The sequence below is a fragment of the Kribbella sp. NPDC049584 genome (genome assembly GCF_040675555.1).
Taxonomy (GTDB): domain Bacteria; phylum Actinomycetota; class Actinomycetes; order Propionibacteriales; family Kribbellaceae; genus Kribbella.
The window spans coordinates 406566-427857 of the sequence record NZ_JBFAPF010000003.1 but is presented as its reverse complement, the minus strand read 5'-3'; the positions used below and the strand labels follow the sequence as shown (position 1 = coordinate 427857).

The 21292-nt window shown below is 68.6% G+C and carries 21 protein-coding genes; 9 read left to right on the top strand and 12 right to left on the bottom strand.

Annotated elements, in window-relative coordinates; translation table 11 throughout:
- Positions 1-24: 24 nt before the first annotated feature.
- Both AB0J62_RS13840 and AB0J62_RS13835 read left to right on the top strand, forming a co-directional pair.
- Positions 25-978, top strand: a complete 954-nt coding sequence (locus tag AB0J62_RS13840; RefSeq protein WP_363869016.1) for a multicopper oxidase domain-containing protein — start codon at positions 25-27, stop codon at positions 976-978.
- Positions 979-980: 2 nt separating this feature from the next.
- A complete protein-coding gene (locus AB0J62_RS13835; protein WP_363869013.1) occupies positions 981-1457 on the top strand; it encodes a hypothetical protein in 477 nt (158 codons plus the stop codon).
- 3 nt (positions 1458-1460) lie between these two features.
- Here AB0J62_RS13835 and AB0J62_RS13830 read toward each other — a convergent pair whose 3' ends face one another.
- Together AB0J62_RS13830 and AB0J62_RS13825 are read right to left on the bottom strand one after the other, a co-directional pair.
- Positions 1461-2543 (bottom strand): HAMP domain-containing sensor histidine kinase, encoded by a 1083-nt coding sequence (locus tag AB0J62_RS13830; protein ID WP_363869010.1) that lies wholly within the window; start codon positions 2541-2543, stop codon positions 1461-1463.
- Entirely contained in the window at positions 2515-3189 is a 675-nt protein-coding gene (locus AB0J62_RS13825; protein WP_363869007.1) for a response regulator transcription factor, read from the bottom strand. The genes AB0J62_RS13830 and AB0J62_RS13825 overlap by 29 nt, the downstream gene beginning before the upstream one ends.
- Positions 3190-3470: 281 nt before the next feature.
- On the opposite strand from AB0J62_RS13825, the gene AB0J62_RS13820 reads away from it, so the two are divergent.
- Positions 3471-4817: a ferredoxin reductase family protein gene (locus AB0J62_RS13820; protein WP_363869004.1), complete on the top strand. Its 1347-nt coding sequence runs from the start codon at positions 3471-3473 to the stop codon at positions 4815-4817.
- A 23-nt stretch (positions 4818-4840) separates the two neighbouring features.
- Here AB0J62_RS13820 and AB0J62_RS13815 read toward each other — a convergent pair whose 3' ends face one another.
- The 3 genes from AB0J62_RS13815 to AB0J62_RS13805 are packed head-to-tail and all read right to left on the bottom strand — an operon-like array spanning position 4841 to position 6772.
- A complete protein-coding gene (locus AB0J62_RS13815; RefSeq protein WP_363869000.1) occupies positions 4841-5287 on the bottom strand; it encodes a hypothetical protein in 447 nt (148 codons plus the stop codon).
- Positions 5284-6051 carry an ABC transporter permease subunit gene (locus tag AB0J62_RS13810; protein ID WP_363868997.1) on the bottom strand — a complete coding sequence of 256 codons (768 nt, stop codon included), beginning with the start codon at positions 6049-6051 and terminating at the stop codon, positions 5284-5286. The genes AB0J62_RS13815 and AB0J62_RS13810 overlap by 4 nt, the downstream gene beginning before the upstream one ends.
- The gene (locus AB0J62_RS13805) at positions 6044-6772 is read right to left on the bottom strand and encodes an ABC transporter ATP-binding protein (protein ID WP_363868994.1); all 729 of its coding nucleotides are present in this window, start codon (positions 6770-6772) and stop codon (positions 6044-6046) included. The genes AB0J62_RS13810 and AB0J62_RS13805 overlap by 8 nt, the downstream gene beginning before the upstream one ends.
- 106 nt (positions 6773-6878) lie before the next feature.
- On the opposite strand from AB0J62_RS13805, the gene AB0J62_RS13800 reads away from it, so the two are divergent.
- From AB0J62_RS13800 to AB0J62_RS13790, 3 genes are all read left to right on the top strand, one after another.
- Positions 6879-7535 carry a response regulator transcription factor gene (locus AB0J62_RS13800; protein WP_363868991.1) on the top strand — a complete coding sequence of 219 codons (657 nt, stop codon included), beginning with the start codon at positions 6879-6881 and terminating at the stop codon, positions 7533-7535.
- Positions 7536-7550: 15 nt separating this feature from the next.
- Positions 7551-8801, top strand: a complete 1251-nt coding sequence (locus AB0J62_RS13795) for a HAMP domain-containing sensor histidine kinase (protein ID WP_363868988.1) — start codon at positions 7551-7553, stop codon at positions 8799-8801.
- Between the two features lie 191 nt (positions 8802-8992).
- Positions 8993-10582, top strand: coding sequence for an MFS transporter (locus AB0J62_RS13790; RefSeq protein ID WP_363868985.1), 1590 nt, complete (start codon positions 8993-8995; stop codon positions 10580-10582).
- Between the two features lie 3 nt (positions 10583-10585).
- Here the strand turns inward: AB0J62_RS13790 and AB0J62_RS13785 are convergent, their stop codons facing one another.
- The 3 genes from AB0J62_RS13785 to AB0J62_RS13775 all read right to left on the bottom strand — a co-directional run bounded on the left by AB0J62_RS13785 (position 10586) and on the right by AB0J62_RS13775 (position 14464).
- Positions 10586-13333, bottom strand: a complete 2748-nt coding sequence (locus AB0J62_RS13785) for an AAA family ATPase (RefSeq protein WP_363868982.1) — start codon at positions 13331-13333, stop codon at positions 10586-10588.
- Between the two features lie 75 nt (positions 13334-13408).
- Positions 13409-13825: a hypothetical protein gene (locus AB0J62_RS13780; RefSeq protein WP_363868979.1), complete on the bottom strand. Its 417-nt coding sequence runs from the start codon at positions 13823-13825 to the stop codon at positions 13409-13411.
- 54 nt (positions 13826-13879) lie between these two features.
- Positions 13880-14464, bottom strand: a complete 585-nt coding sequence (locus AB0J62_RS13775; RefSeq protein ID WP_363868976.1) for a DUF308 domain-containing protein — start codon at positions 14462-14464, stop codon at positions 13880-13882.
- Between the two features lie 175 nt (positions 14465-14639).
- On the opposite strand from AB0J62_RS13775, the gene AB0J62_RS13770 reads away from it, so the two are divergent.
- The 3 genes from AB0J62_RS13770 to AB0J62_RS13760 are packed head-to-tail and all read left to right on the top strand — an operon-like array spanning position 14640 to position 16774.
- Positions 14640-15092: a hypothetical protein gene (locus AB0J62_RS13770; protein WP_363868973.1), complete on the top strand. Its 453-nt coding sequence runs from the start codon at positions 14640-14642 to the stop codon at positions 15090-15092.
- 6 nt (positions 15093-15098) lie between these two features.
- The gene (locus AB0J62_RS13765) at positions 15099-15935 is read left to right on the top strand and encodes an alpha/beta hydrolase (protein ID WP_363868970.1); all 837 of its coding nucleotides are present in this window, start codon (positions 15099-15101) and stop codon (positions 15933-15935) included.
- Positions 15936-15967: 32 nt separating this feature from the next.
- Entirely contained in the window at positions 15968-16774 is an 807-nt protein-coding gene (locus AB0J62_RS13760) for an alpha/beta hydrolase (RefSeq protein WP_363868967.1), read from the top strand.
- Here the strand turns inward: AB0J62_RS13760 and AB0J62_RS13755 are convergent.
- The 4 genes from AB0J62_RS13755 to AB0J62_RS13740 all read right to left on the bottom strand — a co-directional run bounded on the left by AB0J62_RS13755 (position 16758) and on the right by AB0J62_RS13740 (position 21286).
- Positions 16758-17150, bottom strand: coding sequence for a VOC family protein (locus AB0J62_RS13755; protein WP_363868964.1), 393 nt, complete (start codon positions 17148-17150; stop codon positions 16758-16760). The two genes, AB0J62_RS13760 and AB0J62_RS13755, sit on opposite strands and share 17 nt — an antisense overlap.
- A 4-nt stretch (positions 17151-17154) precedes the next feature.
- Positions 17155-17529, bottom strand: coding sequence for a VOC family protein (locus tag AB0J62_RS13750; protein ID WP_363868961.1), 375 nt, complete (start codon positions 17527-17529; stop codon positions 17155-17157).
- Between the two features lie 107 nt (positions 17530-17636).
- Positions 17637-20363, bottom strand: a complete 2727-nt coding sequence (locus AB0J62_RS13745) for an AAA family ATPase (protein WP_363868958.1) — start codon at positions 20361-20363, stop codon at positions 17637-17639.
- 53 nt (positions 20364-20416) lie between these two features.
- On the bottom strand, positions 20417-21286 hold the full coding sequence (locus tag AB0J62_RS13740; protein ID WP_363868955.1) for a universal stress protein: 870 nt from the start codon (positions 21284-21286) through the stop codon (positions 20417-20419).
- Between the last annotated feature and the right edge of the window lie 6 nt (positions 21287-21292).

The following is a 21292-nucleotide window of genomic DNA, read 5'->3' as shown; positions in this document are numbered from 1 at the left end:
CCCGATTGGCAGAGGAGAGCTGCGATGCGTACATCCGTTCACCGCGGGGCGCGGGTCCTGCTGGTGCTCGCGCTGGCCGTGGTCGGCCTGACCGGTTCGGCGTCCGCGGCGACGGTGGCCATCGAGCTGTGCGCCGTACCAGGAACCGCACCGCTCCCTGGCGGCGGTCTGGTGCCGATCTGGGGATTCGGGACGCCGACGACGCCCGGTGACTGTTCCACGGCTCCGGCCGGGCTGCCGGGACCACAGCTGACCGCCACGGCCGGCGACGTAGTGACGATCACGGTCCGGAACGCCTTACCGGCCGGGCATACGGTGTCGTTCGAGATCCCCGGAGTGGCGTTCAACCCGGGTCCGACCGACGCCGTGTCCGGAGGGGTGGTCAGCCGGACGTTCACCGCGCAGCCGGGCACCTACCTGTACCAGTCCGGCGGAGACGCCGGACGTCAGGAGGCCATGGGACTGTCCGGGGCGTTGCTGGTCCGGACGACGACACCTAACCAGGCCTACGCTTCGGCGACGACGGCGTACGACGTGGAATCGGTGCTGGTGCTGACGGCGATCGATCCAGCCTTCAACGCGGCGCCCGAGACATACGACCTGCACAGCTACCGGGCGACGTACTGGTTGATCAACGGCAGGTCCTACCCGGACGTCCCGGCGATCACGGCCGCTGCCGGTCAACGCGTGCTACTGAGATATCTCAACGCGGGCTATGACAACACCTCGATGACGTTGCTCGGCGCTCATGAGCAGGTCGTCGCCAGGGACGCCGGCCTGCTGGCGAATCAGGTCACCGCGAGCACGGAGACGATCCCGGCCGGTGCGACCGAGGACGCGATCGTCGTCGTACCGACCGGGACTCCGCCCAGCACGCACGGCTTCGCACTGTTCAACCGCCAACTCCACGTGACCAGCGGTCCGCAGACGGGTACGTCGCCGATCGGCAACGGCATGCTGGTCTTCATCCACTCATGACGATGCGAAAGGTTCTCGGCCTGCTGACGGGCGTCGCACTCGTTGCCGGCGCGATGGCGGTCTGGTTCTTGTACAGCGCACACAACCCACACAAGGACCAGCCCGCGGCCGCGCCGGTTGCGGCGATCGCCTGGGGACGTACGGCGGTGGACGCGGACGGGCTCGCCGAGCGCAGCGGCGTTCGCATCACGCAGGTCGCGGTGACCGGAGGCGGTGGCCTGCTGGACCTCAGGTTCCAGGTACTGGATCCGAACCGCGCGAACAGCTTGCACGATGCAACGACTCCGCCGGCCGTGATCGACGAGAGCAGCGGTCTGGTGGTGCGTGACCTGCTGATGAGTCACGCGCACACCGGCAAGTACACGGCGGGGGAGACCTACTACCTGGTGTTCGAGAACCCCGGGAACTGGATCCGGCGTGGGTCGAAGGTCAGCGTGTTGCTCGGCAAGGCACAGGTCGAGCACGTCGTCGTACGGTGACCGTCAGCGGCTGCGCGGGATGCTCAGGACGATCGACGCGCCGCCGCTCGGACCGGTGCCGGCCGTCAGGGCGCCGCCGTGCGCTTCGGCGATGGCCCGCGCCATCGGCAGGCCGAGACCGCTGCCCATCGGCCCGTTCTCCGGGCGGCGATGCCAGAACCGGTCGAACACGAACGGCAGATCTTCCGGGTCGATACCGGGACCCGAGTCGTCGACCGTGATCGAGGTGAGCCCCGGCGCCGACGTACAGCCGATCCGGATCGTGTCGCCGGACGTGGTGAAGTGCACCGCGTTCTCGACGATCGCGTCGAGGGCGAGCTCGATCCAATCGGGATCGATCCGCACCTGGCCGGTCGGTCCGCAGCCGACCAGCCACACCCGGTCGGTGTTCGCCGTCCAGTTCCGCCCCAGCTCGGCGACCAGCGCGGCCACATCGGTCGGCCGGCGGTTCAGCTCCTCACCGGCATCGAGGCGAGCCAGTGCCAGCAGCCGGTTGGACAGCGCCGACATCCGGTCCAGTTGCCGCAGTGCCACGTCGACGTGCAGCCGTACGCCGTGCACCACCGCGGCATCACCCGCCAGTTCGAGATGGCCACGAGCGATCGTGATCGGCGTCCGGATGGCGTGCGACGCGTCGCGGAGAAACTCGCGCTCGCGTTCCAGGCTGGCCCGGCGCTGGTCCGCCATCCGCTCGACCTGCCGCTGCGCCTCGGCCCGGCGACGGGCATGCCACACCATCGCGACGAACAGCGCCGGCATCAACGGCACCTCGGCGAGCTCGGCGTTGTCGATCACACCGCTGACGACGCGGTCGCCCAGGACCCACCCGGTCGCGCCGGTCACGGCCAGCGCGACGAGGATCGTCGGCCACATCGGCCAGACCCGGAAGCCGTACACGATGGTGAGGCTGAGGAACAGGAAGTGGTACGGGATCGTCTCCTCGCCGGGGAGGCTGATCATCAGCACGAGCATGGCGGACATGAAGACCGCCAGCAGCCCGTCGGTGATCCACCTGCGGTTCAGCCGCAGGTCGCCCGGCAGGCTTCTGACTTCCTCGTCAGGCCGTCTGTAACTGATAGCCGACATTGCGTACCGTCCGGATGGCGTCGCTGCGCAGCTTCGAGCGGAGTCGCCCGATGCAGACATCGACCAGATTGGTCGACGGATCGAAGTCGTAACCCCACACCTCGGACAGCAACTCCTGCCGCGAGCAAACGGTGTCCGGATTGCGCATCAGGTGCTGCAGCAGCAAGAACTCGCGCTGCGGCAGCTCGGCGGTCCGCTCGCCGACCTGCAGGCGACGGGTCCGCGTGTCCAGCACGATCTCGCCGACCCGCAGTACCTCCGGCAGCCACGGCAGTCCGGCCGCGACCGGTGACAGGAGTCGCGAGCGGACCCGGGCAATCAGCTCCCGGACCACGAACGGCTTGGCGAGGAAGTCGACCGCGCCCTGCTCGAGGCAGGCGACCCGCACCTGCCGGTCCTCGGTCGCGGACAGCACGAGAATCCGGGTGGACCGGTCGTGCGTCAGCAACGCGGTCAGCACGGCCTGACCGTCCAGTCCCGGCATCAAGAGATCCAGGATGACCAGATCGGGCTTGGTCGTGAGGGCCAGCCGGAGACCGTCGGTCCCGTCGGTGGCCGTGGTCACGTGGAAGCCCTCGGCCTCCAGTGCACTGCGGACGAACCCGAGCAGGTCGGGTTCGTCGTCGACAACGAGAATCCTGCTCATCGAACCCCCTCGAGGCCGTACGGCCTGCCCCGGGGCACGGACTGTCCGGCGCTGCACCCCACAGCGTCCGGCTCGGGACCCCTCCGATCCATGACCCAGCGTCATTCTCTTCCGTCCGGGATCTGGACGGAAGAGGTCAGAGCAGTCCCGGTGGACCGGTCCGTACCGTAATGAGCGGGGAGCTGGATGACAGTCCTGTCATGCGCGGCCGGCACTGTTTGCGCGGTCGCGTGGCGGGCGTACTTTTCCAGCGTCCCGACGGATCCTGGAAGCAAGTCACGATGTCCCGCCACCGAGTCTCAGCGCGTGTGCACGGTCCGCTGTCCCGGCTCGCCTGGTTCCTGTGGTACCTCGCCGTCCTGCTGACCCCGCTGGCGCTCACCTGGGGTGTGATCGAGCCACCGGACACCAGTGCGGGCGGGGCTCTGGAGCTCAGCGCCGGTCTGGTCGGTTTCTCGGCGCTAGTCGTGGCTGTGGCGCTGCCCGCCCGGTTGCCGTGGCTGATCGCGAGCTTCGGGATCGAGACCGTGCTCGCCGTGCACCGGCTGATCGCACTGATCGCGGTCGCGCTGGTGGTGGTGCACCTGATCGCGGTGCTGATCGTCGATCCGCGCGGCTTGTCGATCCTCGATCTCGCGCACACGACGTGGGCTGCCCGTGCCGCTGTCACGTCGACGGTCGCGCTCGGGCTGGTCGTCGTACTCGCGCTGCGGCGTCCGGGACGTCAGCCGCGGTACGAGGGGTGGCGGCTCGTCCACAACGGTCTGGTCGCGATCGTCCTGATCACCGCCTGGCTGCACGTCTGGTGGCTGCGGCACCTGGTGTCACACTTCGTCCTGGCCGCCTGGTTCGTGGCGTCCGGTGTGCTGCTGGCCGGGCTCGCGGCGCGACGCTGGATCTGGTTGCCGCTCCGGGCCGGGAAGTTCGCCTACATCGTGGTATCGGTGCGTGCGGTCGCGGGCGACGGCGTGACGCTCGTCATCCAGGCCGACGGCCACCCGGGCCTGCCGTTCGCGGCCGGTCAGTTCGTCTGGCTCAAGATCGGGTCGACGCCGTTCGTGTTCGAGGAGCATCCGTTCAGCATCGCTTCGACGGCGGAACACCCGGACCGGATGGAGTTCACGATCAAGGCGCTCGGAGACTTCACCGAGCTGCTCGGTGCTCTTCGTCCCGGCCGCCGGGTCTTCCTGGACGGGCCGTACGGCGGGTTCACCATCGAGGGGCTCGAGGACGCGCCCGGCTTCGTGTTCATCGCCGCCGGGGTCGGCATCACGCCGCTGCTGAGCATGCTGCGCACCCTCGCGGATCAGCAGGACCGGCGGCGGATCTGGCTGATCGTGTCCGCGCGTACGCAGTACGACCTGATGCTCGTTCCGGAGGTCGCGCAGGTACAGGCACGGCTCAACCTGAAGGTGATCACGGTCGTCAGTTCGCCTGAACCCGGCTGGACCGGCGAGATCGGCCGGATCGGCCACAACCTCCTCACCCGCACCCTCCCGCGCCGACCCCACCGCCTCCACTACTTCCTCTGCGGCCCCGCCCCCATGGTCACCTCGGTCAGCCACGACTTGGCCGCCCTCGGCGTCCCCCTCCGCCGAATCCACACCGAACGCTTCGGCGCCGTCTGACCACGTGTCGACGTCAGTTTTGTTCAGCGGGTCTTGAGGCGGGTGATGAGGGTTGCTGTGCCGAGGAGGGTTGGTACGGCGATGGCGATGGGTAGTGCGCCGCCGGTGTCGAGGGTTTGGCGGGGGGAGACGGTGATGTGGACAGGTGGGCCGGCGACGAGGTTGCCGTTTTTTGGGATGAGTACGACGTACACCGCGAAATGGCCGGGGTTGACTGCCTGGAAGTCCCAGTCCAAGGCGCTTTCACCGCCGCCGGGGACTGGCTGTGTGACGTCCTGGGTCCAGTCCTCGAGGTCGACGTAGACGCCGTCAAGGCTGACCACATTGAGATGCGCGATACCGGGGCCGGAGTTGCTGACGACCGACTCGACGGTGAGGGTGTGTCCAATCTGAGCGGTCAGTTGATTGTGGTCCATGGTGATGGTCGGGTCGTCGAGCAGGAGGGGTGCGATCAGGCTCAGGAGGTTCATCGGGTCCTCGCAGTCAGCCGGACGAGTCGCGGAGCCGCAACGAGGAGGGCTCCGACCGCGGCCACCGCGATGACCAGCGGTGAGATCAAGTAGCCGAGGTCCTGGGTCCAGCCGCGGCGGGCGACCAGAACCTGTGACATGTAGTGCAGAGCCGATCCGATCGGATTGATCCGATTCAGTGTCTGGCCGAAACCTGTCTTCGGCAGGGCCGGAAGCTGTGTCGGGGCGAACAGGACGAGGAGCAGCAGCAACCCGCTGGCAAGGCTGGTCCTGTTGGTGTTCGACCAGCCACTGAAGATCATCCCGACACCTCCGAGCCCGACAGCCACGAGCGTGCCGACGAAGAACGTCAGCACGGCCGCCTGGAGGGATCCGGAAACGCCGCGCCCAAGGACCCACAGGTACGGCATCGCGACGATCAAGCAGGCCAGCCAGATCGTCGCGGCGGCAGCGAGTTTGCCCAGGACGATCGCGCGCCGCGGCGCCGGTGTGAGCAGCAGGGCCTCCAGCGTCCCCCGTTCGCGTTCGCCGCTGATCGTGTCGGCGCTGACCACGACAGTGAGGAGGACGCCGACGGCCAGTGCGACCTGGACCATGAGATTCACGGCTTCGCGCTGCTCGAGGAAGTTCATCGCCTGGTTGGTGGCGGCCAGGTAGGTGATGGCGCTGAGCAAGACGCTGTACCCGAAGATCAGCACCGGGCCACGCCCACCGATCCAGAGGTCGCGGCTCTCCTGTGCTGCGACGACGTTCCAGCTAGTCATGGCTGTCCTGCCCGGTGAGATGGAGGAACGCGGAACTCAGACTGCCGGCTCCCGCGACGATCTCGGCGATCGGGCCCGCAGCCCGGAGCTTGCCGCGGTCGAGGATGAGGAGGTTGTCGCACACTTGCTCGACCTCGGTGAGCGTGTGGGTCGAAAGTACGACGGTTGCCCCTCGTCGCCGAGCGACGTCCGAGATGGTGGCGAGGATTTCGCCCTGGCCTGCCGGGTCGAGTCCCAGCGTCGGCTCGTCGAGGAACACCACCGCAGGATCGTTGACGAGCGCTCTGGCGATGCCGAGGCGCTGCTTCATCCCTCGGCTGTACGTCGCGATCCGTGCGCCGGCGCGTTCGCTGAGGCCGACATCGGCGAGTAGCCGCTCAGCAGCGGTTCGCGCATCGAGCCTGCTTCGACCGAACAGGCGCGCGGCGTACCGAAGATATTCGGCCCCTGACTGGCGGCCTGGATAGCCGGCGCTCTCGGGCAGTACGCCGATGCGCTGCCTGATCCGGTGCGGCTGGTTGCCGGGGATTCCGGCGACGGAGAACGTTCCGCCGGTCGGCTCGAGGATGGTGGTGAGCAGACGGATCGCCGTGGTCTTGCCTGCACCGTTGGGCCCGAGGAGACCGATCACCTCACCCGTGTCCGCCGTGAACGTGAGGCCGTCGAGCGCAATGCGTGCGCCGTACCGCTTGCACAGACCGCTTGCCTCGATGGTGGCCATGGAACGACGGTAGGTGTGCACGGCTGAATCCTGGCTGAACGTCGCGTTCAGCGTGGATTCAGCATGGATTCAGCGAGAATGGTGCACAGTCGCCGGGAGGTGACAGATGCGCGCTTTGGTGGTTGAGGACGAGCTCCGCCTGGCCGCGGGTGTCCGGAACGGTCTGGAGGCCGAGGGCTATGCGGTCGACGTGGCTCTGACCGGCACGGACGGACTGTGGCTGGCCCGCGAGCAGACGTACGACGTCATGTTGCTCGACATCATGCTGCCACAGGTCGACGGCTTCGAGATCTGCGCGACCTTGCGTGGCGAGGGCGTGTGGACACCGATCTTGATGCTCACGGCAAGAGATGCGGACGCCGACCTGGTTCAGGCGCTCGACACCGGCGCCGACGACTATCTGACGAAGCCGTTCTCGTACGACGTCCTTGTTGCTCGGCTGCGTGCACTCGTGCGGCGGGGGACCCTGGAGCGTCCGTGCATACTCGAAGCCGGTGACCTGCGCCTGGACCCAGCCGCTCGGCGAGCGTGGCAGGGAGACACCGAGCTGGTGCTGACGGCACGCGAGCTGGCGCTGCTGGAATTCCTGATCCGTCGACGAGGACAGGTCGTCTCGAAGCGGACGATCCTGGATCACGTCTGGGACTACGACTTCGAGGGTGATCCGAACATCGTCGAGGTCTACATCCGCCGGTTGCGCAGCAAACTCGGGAGCGACTGCATCACGACGTTGCGCGGAGCCGGCTACCGCATGAGCGAGTGACGGCGAGGTGACGTGATGCGGCTACGGGTGACGCTGGCGGCGGTCCTGGTCGTCGGGATCGCCCTGGTAAGCGGTGCGCTGGTGCTCGTCGCGTTGCTGGGCAACGTACTCACCGGCCAGGTCTGCCAGGACTCCCATGACCGTGCCGCGCAACTTGCCTCAGGCAACGATCGGCAGACGTCGACGGCCACAGAGCTGATCCAATGGACCGATTCGGCCGATGCCGGTGGGCGTATCGCGTCGCCAGGTAGCGGGTGCGTTGCGGTCGAGCCTCCGGGCTACGGCGAGGACTTCGTCTTCGCCTCGGCTGCGTCCGGTGTGGGGGAGGAGGTGATCGTCGGGCGGCCGCTGGTCGACGTACTGGACTCGACGCGTTTCGTACGGCGGGTGCTCGTCGTCGGCGTGCCGCTGATGATGGGAGTGGTAGGCGGGGTGACGTGGTTGGTGACAGGGCGCATGCTGGCACCGGTCACCGCGATCCGCCGGGAGGTCGACGAGATCACCGCTGCCGAGCTCCATCGTCGTGTTCCCAGCGCGCGCGGGGACGAGGTCGGACGCCTTGCAACGACGATGAACCGGATGCTCGACCGGCTGCAGCGCTCGCACGAGAGCCAGTTGCAGTTCGTCTCGGACGCTTCGCACGAGTTGCGGTCGCCGCTTGCGACGATCCGTCAGCATGCCGAGGTGGCGCGGGCGTATCCCGGCCGTACGTGCGTCGCGGACCTCGCCGCGACGGTGCTGGCCGAGGATCTGAGGATGCAGGGTCTGGTCGACGACCTCCTCCTGCTCGCCCGGGCCGATGAGGAGCCGGCCGGGTGTCCGGATACGCCGGTCGACCTCGATGACGTGGTGTTCGCAGCGGCCAAGCAGTTGCGTATGGCAACGAACCTGACCATCGAGACGGCAGCTGTCTCGGCGGGGCAGGTCCGCGGCGACAGGGTCGCGCTCGCGCGCATGGTCGGCAATCTCGCCGACAACGCGTCGCGGCATGCTCGCAGCCTCGTCACCTTCTCATTGTCGGAGTCCGCCGACGGTGTGGTGCTGACAGTCGCCGACGACGGCCCCGGCATCGCGCCCGAGGACAGGTCACGCGTCTTCAACCGGTTCGTCCGCCTCGACTCGGCCCGCACCCGCGAGTCCGGCGGCGCCGGGCTCGGCCTCGCAATCGTCGCCAAGATCGTCCAGAAACACGGCGGCACGATCACGATCGACACCTCACCGAACGGCGGCGCAAGCCTCGTAGTCACTCTTCCCCGGGCGGCTTGATCGCCTCGGCGGTCCTGGCCGTGGGCTGAAGACGGTCGCGCAGGGCGCGGCGCGGTTGTGGTTTTGGCGCGCAGCGCGGGCCACGGACCAGTGACGTGCCCAGTGGATCCCCCTGGCGTGACCAGGGTCCGGGCAGCCGATGGTTGAAAAATCAATCGTGTATCGGCGGGTGGCGCCCCGGAGGAGAAGATATGACGACCAGTGAGGTCAGTGAGAACACGAGGGTCACCTCGTCACGGCAGCGGTGGACGCTGTTGCTGGTGTTGACGGCGGCGTTCATGTTGCTGCTGGACATCACCGTGGTAAGTGTCGCGCTGCCGTCGATTCAGCGTGATCTGAATGCGGGTCTGCCGGATCTGCAGTGGGTGAGCGCCGCCTATACCCTGGCGCTGGCCGTCCTGCTCCTGCCGGCGGCCACCTTGGGCGACCGACTAGGCCGACGCCGGGTGTTCTTGGTCGGCATGGTTGTCTTCACGGTCGGATCGCTGGCAAGTGCCCTGGCTACGACGGCCCTGGCGCTCGAGGTGTTCCGCACGCTGCAGGGAGTCGGTGGCGCAGCGCTGTTCGCCGCCGCGACGCCGCTTCTGCGCGCTGAGTTCTCCGGTCCGGCCTTGGGCCGGGCGTTGGGCGCCTTCGGCGCCACTCTGGGTGGTGCCAGCGCTATCGGTCCGCTGGTCGGCGGGGCGCTGACCGACGCCTTCGGCTGGCGGTCGATCTTCTTCGTCAACCTGCCGATCGGCGTGCTGGCGTTCGTGATCGGACGGACCAAGCTGCGCGAGTCCCGCAACCCCGCGGGCGGCCGAGCCGATTGGATGGGAACGGCGCTGATCGTCGTGGCGCTCACCGCACTGATGTTCGCGCTGATCCGCGGCAACTCCTCGGGCTGGGCGAGCCCGGAGATCGTCACCCTGTTCGCGGTCGCGGCCGTCGGCCTTGCGGCGTTCGTGGTCTACGAGTTGCGCATCGCGCCCGCACCGATGGCCGACCTCAGGCTGTTCCAGCGCCGCAGCTTCGCCGCGACCGGGTTCGTCGCGTTCGCGATCTCGGCGACTGTGATCGGGACGATCACCTACCTGTCCCTCTATGTTCAGAACACTCTCGGCAACTCTCCGGTCCAGGGCGGGCTGCGGTTGCTGCCGATGTTCCTGGCCTCGTTCGCGGTCGCCCTTCTGACCGGCCGATTGATCGGCAAGGTACCGATGCGAATGCTGCTGGGTGTCGCCATGGCCTCGGCCGCCGCGGGGTTGGCCTCGATGGCTCACCTGACCGCCACCTCCGGCTGGCTCGTCCTGCTTCCCGGTTTGATCCTGGCGGGGACCGGCCTCGGCATCACCTCCACCGCCTTGGCCTCGACGGCGCTCTCGGCAGTGGAGCCGGCCCGCGCCGGGATGGCCGCCGGCCTCACAAACACGCTGCGCCAGGTCGGCACAGCAACCGGAGTGGCAGTGTTCGGCGCTCTCTACGCGAACCGGGTCAGCGCCGCCACCGTGCACGAACTGGCAGGCCAGGGCGTGCCGCCCGGCGCGATCCACAGGCTGGCGGCCGCCGTCGCCTCCGGCGCGGGTACCCGAGTAGCGGACACTCTGCCAGCCGCAACCCGTGCGGCGGTCGCCCATGCCGCCCGCGCAGGTACGGCGAGCGGTCTCAACCACGTCCTGCTCGCGGCGGCTGCTTTCGCGGTGCTCGGAGCGATCGTGGGCTTTGCCTTCGGACCCGACCCAGCCAAACGAGTGCCGGCCCGCTCTATGGCCGCCACCAAGCCCACCAGCCCGCGCCCATAGCGGTCAGGAGTGTTGGGGGCTGAACGGAAGGGCGTCTTGCAGGGCTTTTCGGGAGGTGATCTGGAGCTTCGTGAAGACCTTGCGGAGGTGCCATTCGACGGTTCGGGCGCTGAGGAAGAGCTCTTCGCCTATCTCTGCGTTGGTTCGGCCGGTGCGGGCCAGGCGGGCGATGTGGAGTTCTTGGGCGGTGAGATCCAGGTGGGCCTCGGGTTTGCGGCGGCGGACCGAGTCGCCGACGGCCAGGAGTTCGCGTCGGGCCCGTTCGGTGAAGGCTTCGGCGCCGATGTCGGTGAACAGCGTGTGCGCGGTGCGGAGTTGGTCGCGGGCATCGAGGCGCCGGTCTGCGCGCCGGAGCCATTCGCCGTACAGGAGATGGGTTCGGGCCAGCTCGGGGCGCAGGGGTGTGCGGGCGAACTGATCGATGGACTCGCGATAGCACGACTCGGCCGCGGATCCCTTGCTGAGAAGGGCTTCGGAGCGTGCCTCGATTGCTGTGGACCAAGGGGAGTTCTCCATGGTCAGGTCGCGCAATCGCTGAAGGGCGCCGTCGGCGAGCTCGGGTTTTCCACCGTGGACCGCGGCTTCGATCAGTTCGCCGAGTGCCCACCTGGCCCAACCGGCGTACGCCTCCTGCGACGCCCGAAGCGCTGCCGGCAGTGCTGCGGAGTACCGACCGAGTCCGTTGTTGAGGATTGCGGTGGCCACATCGGCGATCTGCCGGCCGAGACCCTCGCCGCGGGCGGCTGCTTCGTCGGCCGTCGCTGTGAGAAGTCGTCCCGCCGGATCCGGACGGCCTTGGTAGCCGGCCACGAGCAAGGCCCCGTACTGCGTTCTGCTGCTGCCGGTCGCATCCTTCAGGGCTTCTGCCTCGACGCCGAGTGACGTCGCGCGGTCCAAGTCGCCCGCCAAGGTGGCGACCAGTCGTTCGAGGCTGACAGCGACCACGAGTGGACCGAGTGCGCCGGACGATCGGGCGACCTCTGCCTGTCGGGCGCTCACCTTGGCCCAGGTCTCGTAGTCCCCGAGGTCCAGTGCCCCCATCGAGGCGAGCCCTCCCCAGTGCAGCCACTGGTCCGGCGACAGTTCGTCGCGCAGACAAGCGTCGACGCCTCGGCGGATCATAGGTGCGGCCGTCGACGGGCCGAGGGTGGCGTACTGAACCAGACCTTCGAGCATGTAGTCACCGGGCTCCGAACCCAACCTCCCCGGCGGTACGGCGAGTGCGACGTCGATCAGCCGCCCACCGGGGCCGGCCAGTGAACCAGCCACCATCGAAGCCACTGCCGCGTCGAGGTAGGCGTCCCGGGCGCGGCGAGCGTCGAGCGGGTCCAGTCGCTGGGCGGCGCGGAGCAAGCGGGCCGGTGCCTCCGCGCTGATCCCTGCCGCACGGTCGATCTGGCCCCGGAGCAGGTCGACGAGGGCACTCTGCAGCTCATCGACGGCGGTGGCTTCAGCCTCGGCGAGCAAGCCGCGCGCGAGATCGAAGGCACCGGCATGCTGGTGCGCGTGCGCGGCCGCCAGGATCCTGTCGGCCCGTAGCTTGCGGTCCGGGGTCAAGGACGCCGATCGCTCGAGGAACGCCGCGGCCGCCGCGAGCCCGGCGCGGCTTTGCGCCCGATCGGCCGAGCGCTCGAGCTCGGTGGCCAGCTCCTCGTCCGGTTCGGTCGCCGCGGCAGCCAGGTGCCAGACGCGGCGGTCCGGATCGGTCTCGGCGTCGGTCGCCGAGGCGACGGCGAGGTGCGCCGTACGGCGCTCCGGTGCTGAAGCAGCTGCCTGGACGGCCGACCGTACCAACGGATGCCGGAACCGCACCCTGGAACGGATGTCGAGCAGATCTGCCTCCGCCGCCGCGGCTGCCGCGTCGCGGGTGATCCCGAGCGTCTGGGCGGCTCGCCAGACCAACGTCGCGTCTCCGGTCGGATCGGTCGCGGCCAGCAGCATCAGTTGACGCGTCGGCTCCGGCAGGGCGTTGAAGGAGCGGATGTAGAGGTCCTGAAGCTGGCCGGCAGAGGCCGTCGGTGGCGCGCCGAAACCACCGGCCAACTCCGCCGCGGCCATCATTCTGGGTACTTCGAGCAACGCGAGCGGGTTGCCGCCGGTCTCGGCGACGATCCGGTCCCGGACCTTCGCGTCGAGCCGGCCGGACACGACCGCGGTCAGCAGGTCCCGGGCGTCGTCGCCGTTCAGCCCTTCGAGCGTGAGCGTCGGCAGCTCCCCGAAGGCCCGTACGCCGGGCTCCTCGCGGATGGCGAACACCAGCAGCACGGATTCGGCGAGCAACCGGCGGGCGACAAAACGGAGTACGCGCGAGCTGACTTCGTCCAGCCACTGGGCGTCGTCGATGAGACAGACGAGCGGCCGTTTGGCGGCGACCTCCGCGAGCGAGGTGAGTACGGCGAGACCGACGAGGAACTGGTCCGGAGCAGCTCCGTCGACGAGCCCGAGGGCGATCCGAAGGGCGCGCTCCTGCGGTTCGGGCAGTGGTGGCAGATCGGTCAGCAGCGGGGCGCAGAGTTGGTGCAGGGCCGCGAACGGCAGCTCGAGCTCACCCTCGATGCCGGAGATCTGTGCGACGCGGCAGTCGGATGCTCGTGTGGCGCAGTACCGCAACAATTCGGTCTTCCCGATGCCGGCTTCTCCCCGGATGACCAGTACTGCGCTCTCGCCGCCGCGCACGCGGTCGATCGCGCGCTCGAGCTGTTCGCGTTCGAGCGAGCGCCCCCACAGCACCGGTCCTGGCGGCACAGCCACGTCGTCATGATAGGTCCGGTAGACACTCCGGAGGCCGTGGTCGGCGACCACGGCCTCCAGAACGTTCCGCGCGGTTCATCGGTGCTGCGCGGCCAGCTTCGTCAGATCGTCGGCGTGGTTGCGGGCGTCGATCGCGTCGAGGATCGAGTCCCGTGCGTTGTCCGTCGCCCAGACGGCCAGGTCGATGGCCGACGCGGCGTCGGCCTCGGCCCAGTCGGCGTCCGACTCCGCAACCTCGGCATCGCGCACCTTGCGGCGTTGTGCCATGTTCGCTTTCAGATCGGCCATCTTCGCGGACGCGTCGGCCTTCACCTGGTCCCATTTGCTGTCGAGCTTGCCGTTCACGTCGTCCAGCCGCTGCCGGGACGCCGACTTCTGGTTGTCGATGCGGGCGGCGAGGTGCTCGTGGTCCTCGACGGCGGCCTGACGGATCTCGTCGACGGTGTCGTCGACACTCTTCTGCAGGGCTTCCAAAGCTTCGGTGTAGTTCATGATTCTGCTCTCCTTGTGCGGATCGGTGCTGGATCGGTGCTGGAATGGGGTGGTTCAGGAAACGGCCTCGGCGAAGCGCCGGGTCGTGTGCTGCAGCTGGCGGCCCTGGTGGGCGACGACCAGGGTGCTGACGCCGTAGAAGATGCTGTACAGGCCGAAGACGGTCGCCAGGGACAGCGCGCCCAGGTCGGGCCGGACGAACAGCGCGACGGCGAACGCGACCGACACCAGGCCGGCCAGGATCAGCCAGGCCCGTTCGCCTGCCCTGCGCCCGCTGGTGAAGACCATCGCGATTTCCACCAGACCGGTGAACAGCGCCCACCAGCCCACGATCAGCGTCAGGACGACGGCAGTGGGTCCGGGCCAGATCAGTGCGATGACACCGGCTGCCAGCGACAGCACCGACAGCAGTAGGTGGCCGACGACGTACCCGCCGCGAACACCGCTGAACGCGCGGGCTGCGTCCAGGCCGGCCGCGATGAAGGCGTACACCGCGAAGAGGATCACCAGCGCGCCGACGGTGATGTTCGGCCAGATGACCGAGACCGCCCCGACCGCGATCGCCAGCACGCCGCGCCAGATGAGCGCCTTCGAGAGTGTCCCGGTCAGGGTTCCCTTGGTCGATTCGTTCGTGTTCATGATGTGCTCCGTACTCCGATGGGTCTCGCGGTACCGGATGGTGCCGCTACCTCGAGGTTCTCGGTTTCGGGGCACGGATGAGCCAGGGACCACCCCTGGCCGCGGCCCTGGTCCAGGGCCACAGACCAGTGCCTTCACTGGCGCGATCGGCGTACGGCGGAGTGAGTCTGGGGTCATGACGAACATTCCTGGTACTCAGATGACCGATGGTGCGCCCACCTATCTGGGGCGCGGCGATCCGAGCGGTCGGTTCGCGGACTACCGCCCGGACTGGGTGGGCAAGATGGCTGACGACGTCACCCTGGAGGGCTCGATTCTCGACGGCGCCGTGAAAGGCCGGGATGCGGTCCGTGCCGTCATCGGCGGGGCGCGCGAGCTCTACGACCGGCAGGACTTCAACTACGCGGGCCCGTGGGGTGACTCCAGCTTCATCGAGGACTACACCGCGGAGGTTCAGGGCAAGCCGGTCGGGGCGGTGCATCTGATCACGTTCAACGACGACGGGCAGGTGCAGCACATCGTCGTCAACTACCGGCCGCTCAGCTCGGTGATGTTCTTCTCCCGGCTGTTGCGTGAGAAGTTCGCCGGAACGCCGTACGCCGAGTACTACCTCGCCGGTGAGGAGTGAGCCGAAATGAAGTCCTACGTGGAGACTCCGACGAGAACGATCAGCGCCGCGAACGGGATCGACTACGCCTATCGCGAGACAGGAACCGGTACGCCGGTTCTCGTTCTCCTGCAGCACTTCCGCGGGAATCTCGACAACTGGGATCCCGCGTTGATCGACGCGTTGGCGAGCGGCCGGAGAGTCGTGACGTTCGACAACGCCGGTGTCGGCGGATCGACCGGTACGACGCCGAGTACGGTCGCGCAGATGGCACGTGATGCCATCGCGTTCATCGATGCGCTCGAGCTCGACTCGGTCGACCTGCTCGGCTTCTCGATCGGGAGTTTCGTGGCGCAGGAGATCGCGCTGACCAGGCCGGCGCTCGTACGTCGTCTCGTCCTCGCGTCGTCCGCACCGCGAGGTGCCGCGGGCATGCACGGCTGGGCGCCCGACGTGATCGCAGCCGTGGGCACACCCGCACGCAATCCCGACGGGTACCTCGATGTCTTCTTCACCGATTCGGCCGCCAGCCGGCAAGCGGGCGGCGAAAGTCTGAAGCGACAGACCGCCCAGCGCGACGATCGCGACACACTGACCACCTGGCAGACCCGGCAGGCGCAGTACGAGGCCGTGAATGAATGGGGCATCCCCGACCATAGCCAGCTCCAGCGGGTCAGCGCGATCGAGATGCCTGTGTTCGTGGCCAACGGCGACAGCGATCCGATGATCCTGCCGCACTTCTCATACCTGCTCGCCGGGCTGATCCCACAGGCACAGTTGAAGCTCTACCCCGACGCCGCCCACGGCTTCCTGTTCCAGCACCACACCGAATTCGCCCGTGACGTCGACGCCTTCCTGACCTGATCGAAGCGCCGTACGCCGGAAGGAGTTAGCACATGAAGACACAGTTCAGAACCGTCGACGGAGTCCGCATCAGGTACGCCGACACCGGCGGATCGCACGACATCACGGTGCTGCTGACCAGCCCCTGGCCGGAGAGCATCTACGCGTTCTCGTCGGTGTGGAAGACGCTCGCCGAGCACGCCCGACTGTTCGCGATCGACCTGCCTGGTTTCGGTGCGTCCGAGACCCGGGATGACCTGATGTCACCGCGGGCCATGGGCACCTTCCTCACCAAGGTCATCGCCGACGCGGACCTCGGCCGGCCGTACATCGTCGGACCGGACGTCGGTACGGCGGCCGCCCTGTTCGCAGCCGCGCAACAACCCGAGCAGATCGCCGGCCTGATCGTCGGCACCGGCGCGGCGTCCATCCCGCTTGACCTCGGTGAGCCGCTGGCGTTGTGGGTCGTCGACCCGGATCTCGACAAGTACCGCACAATCGACCCGAGCGTGATCGTGAACGTCGCCGTCGACGGGATCGCGGGCGGGGTCCCGGACGAGATCCGGGCGGACTACGTCGCGTCGTACCAAGGCGACCGCTTCGTCGAGTCGATGCGCTACGTACGCCGCTATCCACAAGAACTGCCCGAGCTCCGTGACCTGTTGCCGACGATCACCACGCCGGTCACGCTGATCAACGGCCGCCACGATCGCGTCGTACCGCTGTCCAACGCGGAGTTCCTCGACGCCCGCCTGCCCAACAGCCGCCTGGTCGCGGTCGACTCCGGCCACTTCATCTGGGAAGAGATCCCGGATCAGTACGCCGCAACGGTCATCGAGGCGATCACGTCGAAGGAGTGAACAGCTCGATCGCGATCCCGTCGGGGTCCTTGAGATTGAGGTGCAGGCCGAACGGGCTCGGCTCGATCGCGGAGCAGGTGACGCCCTCGGCCACCAGGCTGGCATGCCACGCCTCCAGCTCTTCCCGGGACGGGACCTGCAACGCGACGTGGTCGAGGCCGATCAGGGAGGGATCGAAACTCTGGTCCGGTGTCTCGGGATGGTCGCGCAGGGCAATCATCATGGTGCCGCGGGCGACGATCTCGAGACGCTCGCCGGCGTTGCCGCTGAACGACTTGACGGTCTCGGTGCCGAGCACCTTGTTGTAGAACAAGGCGCTCCGCTCCGGGTCGGAGACGGTCAGTGATACATGCGAAAAGCTTTCCAGCGCGGGCATGAACCTATGGTCGGTTCATTGGCATGCCCTCCACCAGTACCCACTCGTTCTCATCCGGATCGCGGAAGGAGATCGCGCGGACGCCGGTCGGCAGGTCCCGGACCGGACCGGGAGCGGCGCCGCGCTCGACGAGCTCGGACCGCGCCGCCTCGACGTCCGGAACGGTCAGCAGGACGCAGGACGGGCCTGGCAGGCTGGGGACGATCCCGCTCCCGAACAGGATCGAGCAGGTCGACCCGGGCGGCGTCAGCCGGATGACGCGGGAGCCGTCACCGGTCGTCACGTCGAGGTCGAGCCGGAAGCCGAGCGCGCGGTAGAAGTGCCGGGACCGATCGGCATCGGACACCGGGACGACAACGGCCTCGAGTCTGGTCTCCATGGAAGAACTCCTTCGACGATGTACTTCGATCGTCGCCCGCCACGGTCGTCGTCGCGTCCGGGAGAATCCCTGGTCCCTACCTCAGCGTCCCTGCCTGAGCGCCCCTCTCAGCCGGTGCGGTCCAGTGCGTCGGCGAGTTGACGCCGCGAGGTGATGCCGAGCTTGGAGAACGTCTTCCGGAGGTGCCACTCGACGGTGCGTGGGCTGATGTACAGCTGCGCCGCGATCTCCGGGTTGGTGTGCCCCTCCCGCGCCAGGGCGGCGATCTGCGCCTCCTGTGCGGTGAGGTCGTTGCTCGTCTCCGGCCGGCGTTTGCGTACCGTCTCGCCGGTGGCCAGAAGCTCGTGGCGAGCACGGTCGGCGAAGGCTCCGAGCCCCATCCCGGTCAGTTGGTCGTGCGCGATCCGAAGGTGCTCGCGCCCGTCGACGCGGCGCCCCTCACGACGCAACCATTCGCCGTACAGCAGGTGTGAGCGCGCTGTCTCAACTCGGAGGCCGGTCCGGCTGAGGCACTCGATCGACTGCTCGTAGGCGGACCCGTCGGACTCGTGGAGTGCTCGGACGCGTGCCTCGATCCCGTTACTCCAATCGGTGGGTACGGCGGCCGCGCGGACACCGAGCCAGGTCAGGGCGGATGTCACCATCTTAGTGTCGCCGGTGCGGGAGGCTGCCTCGGCCAATTCGCTGACCGCCAGGGCGCCGTACCCGATGACGTCCTGCTCGAAGACGTGAAGGGCCGCGTCACGCGCGGTCTCGTAGCGGCCCAGTCCGTTGTGCAGAACGGCTTTCGCGTACGTCGCGAACGCCGCCATCCGGCCCTGACTCCGCTCGGTCGCCGTGCGAATGGTCGCGTCGATCAGGCGGCCCGCCGAGACCTCGTTGCCACGAAGGGCCTCGAGCAGCACGCCGCCGTACTCGATCTGTGGACTGTTGGTCGCGGCCGCGATCTGGCGAGCCTCCTCGACGAGGCCTGCGACCGTGGGCAGATTCCCGGCGAGGCACTGCAGGTTGGCGCGGAAGTTGAGCGCGAACTGCAGCTGGAGCAGCGCGCCCGTCTGGCGGGCCATGCGGTCCTGGCGGTCCGCAAGCTCCTGGGCGGTGTCGAAGTCCCAGAGCTCGATCGCGACGATGCCGCTCGCGCGGTTACCGGCCAGCCAGAGCCAGCCGCCGACGTCCTCGGTGTCGAGCTCGGCGGTGCGGGCACGGGCGAGTGCGGCGACCAGCTTGGGCGCCGCGGCGGCGTACCCGGCGGTGAAGCGCAGGGCGAGGGCCTGGAGCAACAGATCGGCGGGTGGTTCGGATTCGGCCGGGGGAGGAGCGGCCGCCGCGGCGAGCGCGAGAATGCCGGGCGCATCTGGTCCGCTGGCCCACATGGCCGCCGACATCGCTTCCAGATAAGCGATCCGGGCTTGGCCGGGGTCGATCGGATCCAGTTGCTTGGCCGCGTCGAGCAGGGTGCGGGCGGCCAGGCGTGCGCGACCCTGGTCGAACGCGATCTCACCACGTAGTCGCTCTGCCGCGGCGGTCCGGAGCGGATCGGGCGGCCCTTCGGTCACCCCGCCGAGCAGGTCAAGAGCAGCCTCCAGCGCGCCCGCACTGCGTTTCGCCGTCGCCGCGGCCAGCAGCCGTTGGGAGCGCCGGGCCGGGTCCAGGGTCAGCTCGGCCGAGCGTTCGAGAAATGCGCCGGCGGCGAAGAAGCCGCCGCGGGCCTGCGCGCGTTCGGCGGACCGTTCGAGATCGGCGGCGACGTCCTCGTCCGGCCGCATGGTTGCCTGCGCCCGATGCCAGGCGCGGCGGTCCGGGTCCAGCTCAGGATCGGTGACGTCGGCGAGCGCCTGGTGGACGGCCTGCCGATCCTGCGGCGACGCCATCCGGTACGCCGCCGACCGCACCAGCGGATGCCGGAACTGGATGTGCCGTCCGAAGGTGATCAACCCGGAATCGACTGCCGCAGCGGCTGGGTCCGCACCGAGCCCCAGCTGCTCCGCGGCCCGCCAGAGGAGGGTCGGGTTGCCGAGCGGTTCGGCCGCTGCGGCGAGCATGAGCAGGCGCGTGTCGACGGGCAGCGCTTTGAGCCGCCGCACGAAACTGGCCTCGATCCGGCTCGCGAGGGCTTCCGTACTGCGGTCGTCGGCGAGCTCGGCCGCACTCCGCGCCCGCGGCAGCTCCAGCAACGCCAGTGGGTTGCCGCGGGTCTCCGCGACGATCCGGTCGCGCACCCGCGGATCGATCGGCCCGGGCAACACCGAGTCGAGCAGGGCACGTGCGTCGGCATCGTCGAGGCCGCGGATCTCGAGCTCGGCAAGCCCGGTCAGCTCGTGCTCGACGCCGTCGCGGACCGCGAAGATCATCACCACCGACTCGGCGCCCAGCCGGCGCGCGACGAAGGCGAGGATCCGCGCGGACATCCGGTCGAGCCATTGCGCGTCATCGACGATACAGACGACCGGTTGTCTGCCGGCAGCATCGGAGAGCAGGTTGAGTACGGCGAGCCCGGTCAGGAATCGGTCCGGTGCCGTTCCGCTGACGAGGCCGAACACTGTGCCGAGAGCTTCTTGCTGGGGTGGCGGGAGACGGTTGAGGTGGTTGAGGAACGGCTGGCAGAGCTGATGGAGGCCGGCGTACGGAAGCTCCATCTCGGACTCGACGCCGACGGTCCGGGTCAGGTGGAAGCCGTGGAGAGTGCCGGCCACCATATCGAGCAGCGCGGACTTGCCTATGCCGGCTTCGCCACGCAGGACGAGCGCATCGCTGTGGCCGCTCCGGGCGGCCTCGACCAGCTGTTCCAGTACGGCGCGCTCGTGCTCCCGCCCACGCAGTTCGCTGTCGGCCATCGTCACCCCCCACTGTGGTCAGGTTTGCATCCGCAGGCGAGACCACGCAACGCTTAGAGTGCCTCGGCCCCCACCACGACGACCGGACCGCGAGCCAGCCGCTGAACTGTGCAGGCGGTTGATCCGTAGAGCAGGCGCCGGAGCCATCGATGTGTCGTGGAGCCGATCACGGTCAGTGCGGCGGCCGCGGATTCGGCCAGGATCGCGGAGTCGGCCGGGCCGGTCGTCACGCTCCACCGAACGTCGACCTCGGGGTAGGCCATCTGCCAGACGCGGACGGTCTCCTCGATGTCGCTGCGCCGATCGCGGCAGGTGGCGTGGACGATCGTGAGGCCGGTGCCGCGGCGGCGAGCTGCCCGGAAGGCGAATCCCAGGACCGGCTGCGGACCGCCGTTCCCGTCGACGCCGACGACCACCCGGCCGGCTGACGATCCGGGCGCGTACGGCGAGTTCAGCCCGATCACGGCTACGGAGTTCGGCGTACGGCGCGACAGCCGGCGGATCGAGGACCGGCCGGATCGATGGTGGTGCCCGACGACCAGAAGGCTCTGCCGGCCGCCGCGTTCGGCCTCGTGGGCGAGCGCAACGGCAGGCTTGCCGGGGAAGACGACGGTCCTGATCCGCAGGCCGGAGGCGATTCGGCGGGCCCTGCGTTCCGCGTCCTCGGCGACCTTCTCCGCGGCCTCACGGACCCGCGGGTCGACGGTCGCGTTGCCGAACGGGTCGAGCACGCGGGCCCAGTGGAAGGCGTGCACGATCCGGAGCTCGGAGTGTCGTGCCGCGGCCTCGGCAGCGGCCCACTCCACCGCGTCCCGACTGTCCTCGGTGCCCTTGACCATCACGATCACCGGACCGTGATCCGGTCCCGCCACCGCGGTCGCGGGTACGGCGCCGGCCGTTTGTCCGCCGCGAAAGAGCTTCATCAGACG

Excerpts from the sequence above, each read along its gene's own strand:
- AB0J62_RS13840 (WP_363869016.1), top strand. The coding sequence starts at position 25 with ATGCGTACATCCGTTCACCGCGGGGCGCGGGTCCTGCTGGTGCTCGCG.
- AB0J62_RS13835 (WP_363869013.1), top strand. The coding sequence starts at position 981 with ATGCGAAAGGTTCTCGGCCTGCTGACGGGCGTCGCACTCGTTGCCGGC.
- AB0J62_RS13830 (WP_363869010.1), bottom strand. The coding sequence starts at position 2,543 with ATGTCGGCTATCAGTTACAGACGGCCTGACGAGGAAGTCAGAAGCCTG.
- AB0J62_RS13825 (WP_363869007.1), bottom strand. The coding sequence starts at position 3,189 with ATGAGCAGGATTCTCGTTGTCGACGACGAACCCGACCTGCTCGGGTTC.
- AB0J62_RS13820 (WP_363869004.1), top strand. The coding sequence starts at position 3,471 with ATGTCCCGCCACCGAGTCTCAGCGCGTGTGCACGGTCCGCTGTCCCGG.
- AB0J62_RS13815 (WP_363869000.1), bottom strand. The coding sequence starts at position 5,287 with ATGAACCTCCTGAGCCTGATCGCACCCCTCCTGCTCGACGACCCGACC.
- AB0J62_RS13810 (WP_363868997.1), bottom strand. The coding sequence starts at position 6,051 with ATGACTAGCTGGAACGTCGTCGCAGCACAGGAGAGCCGCGACCTCTGG.
- AB0J62_RS13805 (WP_363868994.1), bottom strand. The coding sequence starts at position 6,772 with ATGGCCACCATCGAGGCAAGCGGTCTGTGCAAGCGGTACGGCGCACGC.
- AB0J62_RS13800 (WP_363868991.1), top strand. The coding sequence starts at position 6,879 with ATGCGCGCTTTGGTGGTTGAGGACGAGCTCCGCCTGGCCGCGGGTGTC.
- AB0J62_RS13795 (WP_363868988.1), top strand. The coding sequence starts at position 7,551 with ATGCGGCTACGGGTGACGCTGGCGGCGGTCCTGGTCGTCGGGATCGCC.
- AB0J62_RS13790 (WP_363868985.1), top strand. The coding sequence starts at position 8,993 with ATGACGACCAGTGAGGTCAGTGAGAACACGAGGGTCACCTCGTCACGG.
- AB0J62_RS13780 (WP_363868979.1), bottom strand. The coding sequence starts at position 13,825 with ATGAACTACACCGAAGCTTTGGAAGCCCTGCAGAAGAGTGTCGACGAC.
- AB0J62_RS13775 (WP_363868976.1), bottom strand. The coding sequence starts at position 14,464 with ATGAACACGAACGAATCGACCAAGGGAACCCTGACCGGGACACTCTCG.
- AB0J62_RS13770 (WP_363868973.1), top strand. The coding sequence starts at position 14,640 with ATGACGAACATTCCTGGTACTCAGATGACCGATGGTGCGCCCACCTAT.
- AB0J62_RS13765 (WP_363868970.1), top strand. The coding sequence starts at position 15,099 with ATGAAGTCCTACGTGGAGACTCCGACGAGAACGATCAGCGCCGCGAAC.
- AB0J62_RS13760 (WP_363868967.1), top strand. The coding sequence starts at position 15,968 with ATGAAGACACAGTTCAGAACCGTCGACGGAGTCCGCATCAGGTACGCC.
- AB0J62_RS13755 (WP_363868964.1), bottom strand. The coding sequence starts at position 17,150 with ATGCCCGCGCTGGAAAGCTTTTCGCATGTATCACTGACCGTCTCCGAC.
- AB0J62_RS13750 (WP_363868961.1), bottom strand. The coding sequence starts at position 17,529 with ATGGAGACCAGACTCGAGGCCGTTGTCGTCCCGGTGTCCGATGCCGAT.
- AB0J62_RS13745 (WP_363868958.1), bottom strand. The coding sequence starts at position 20,363 with ATGGCCGACAGCGAACTGCGTGGGCGGGAGCACGAGCGCGCCGTACTG.
- AB0J62_RS13740 (WP_363868955.1), bottom strand. The coding sequence starts at position 21,286 with ATGAAGCTCTTTCGCGGCGGACAAACGGCCGGCGCCGTACCCGCGACC.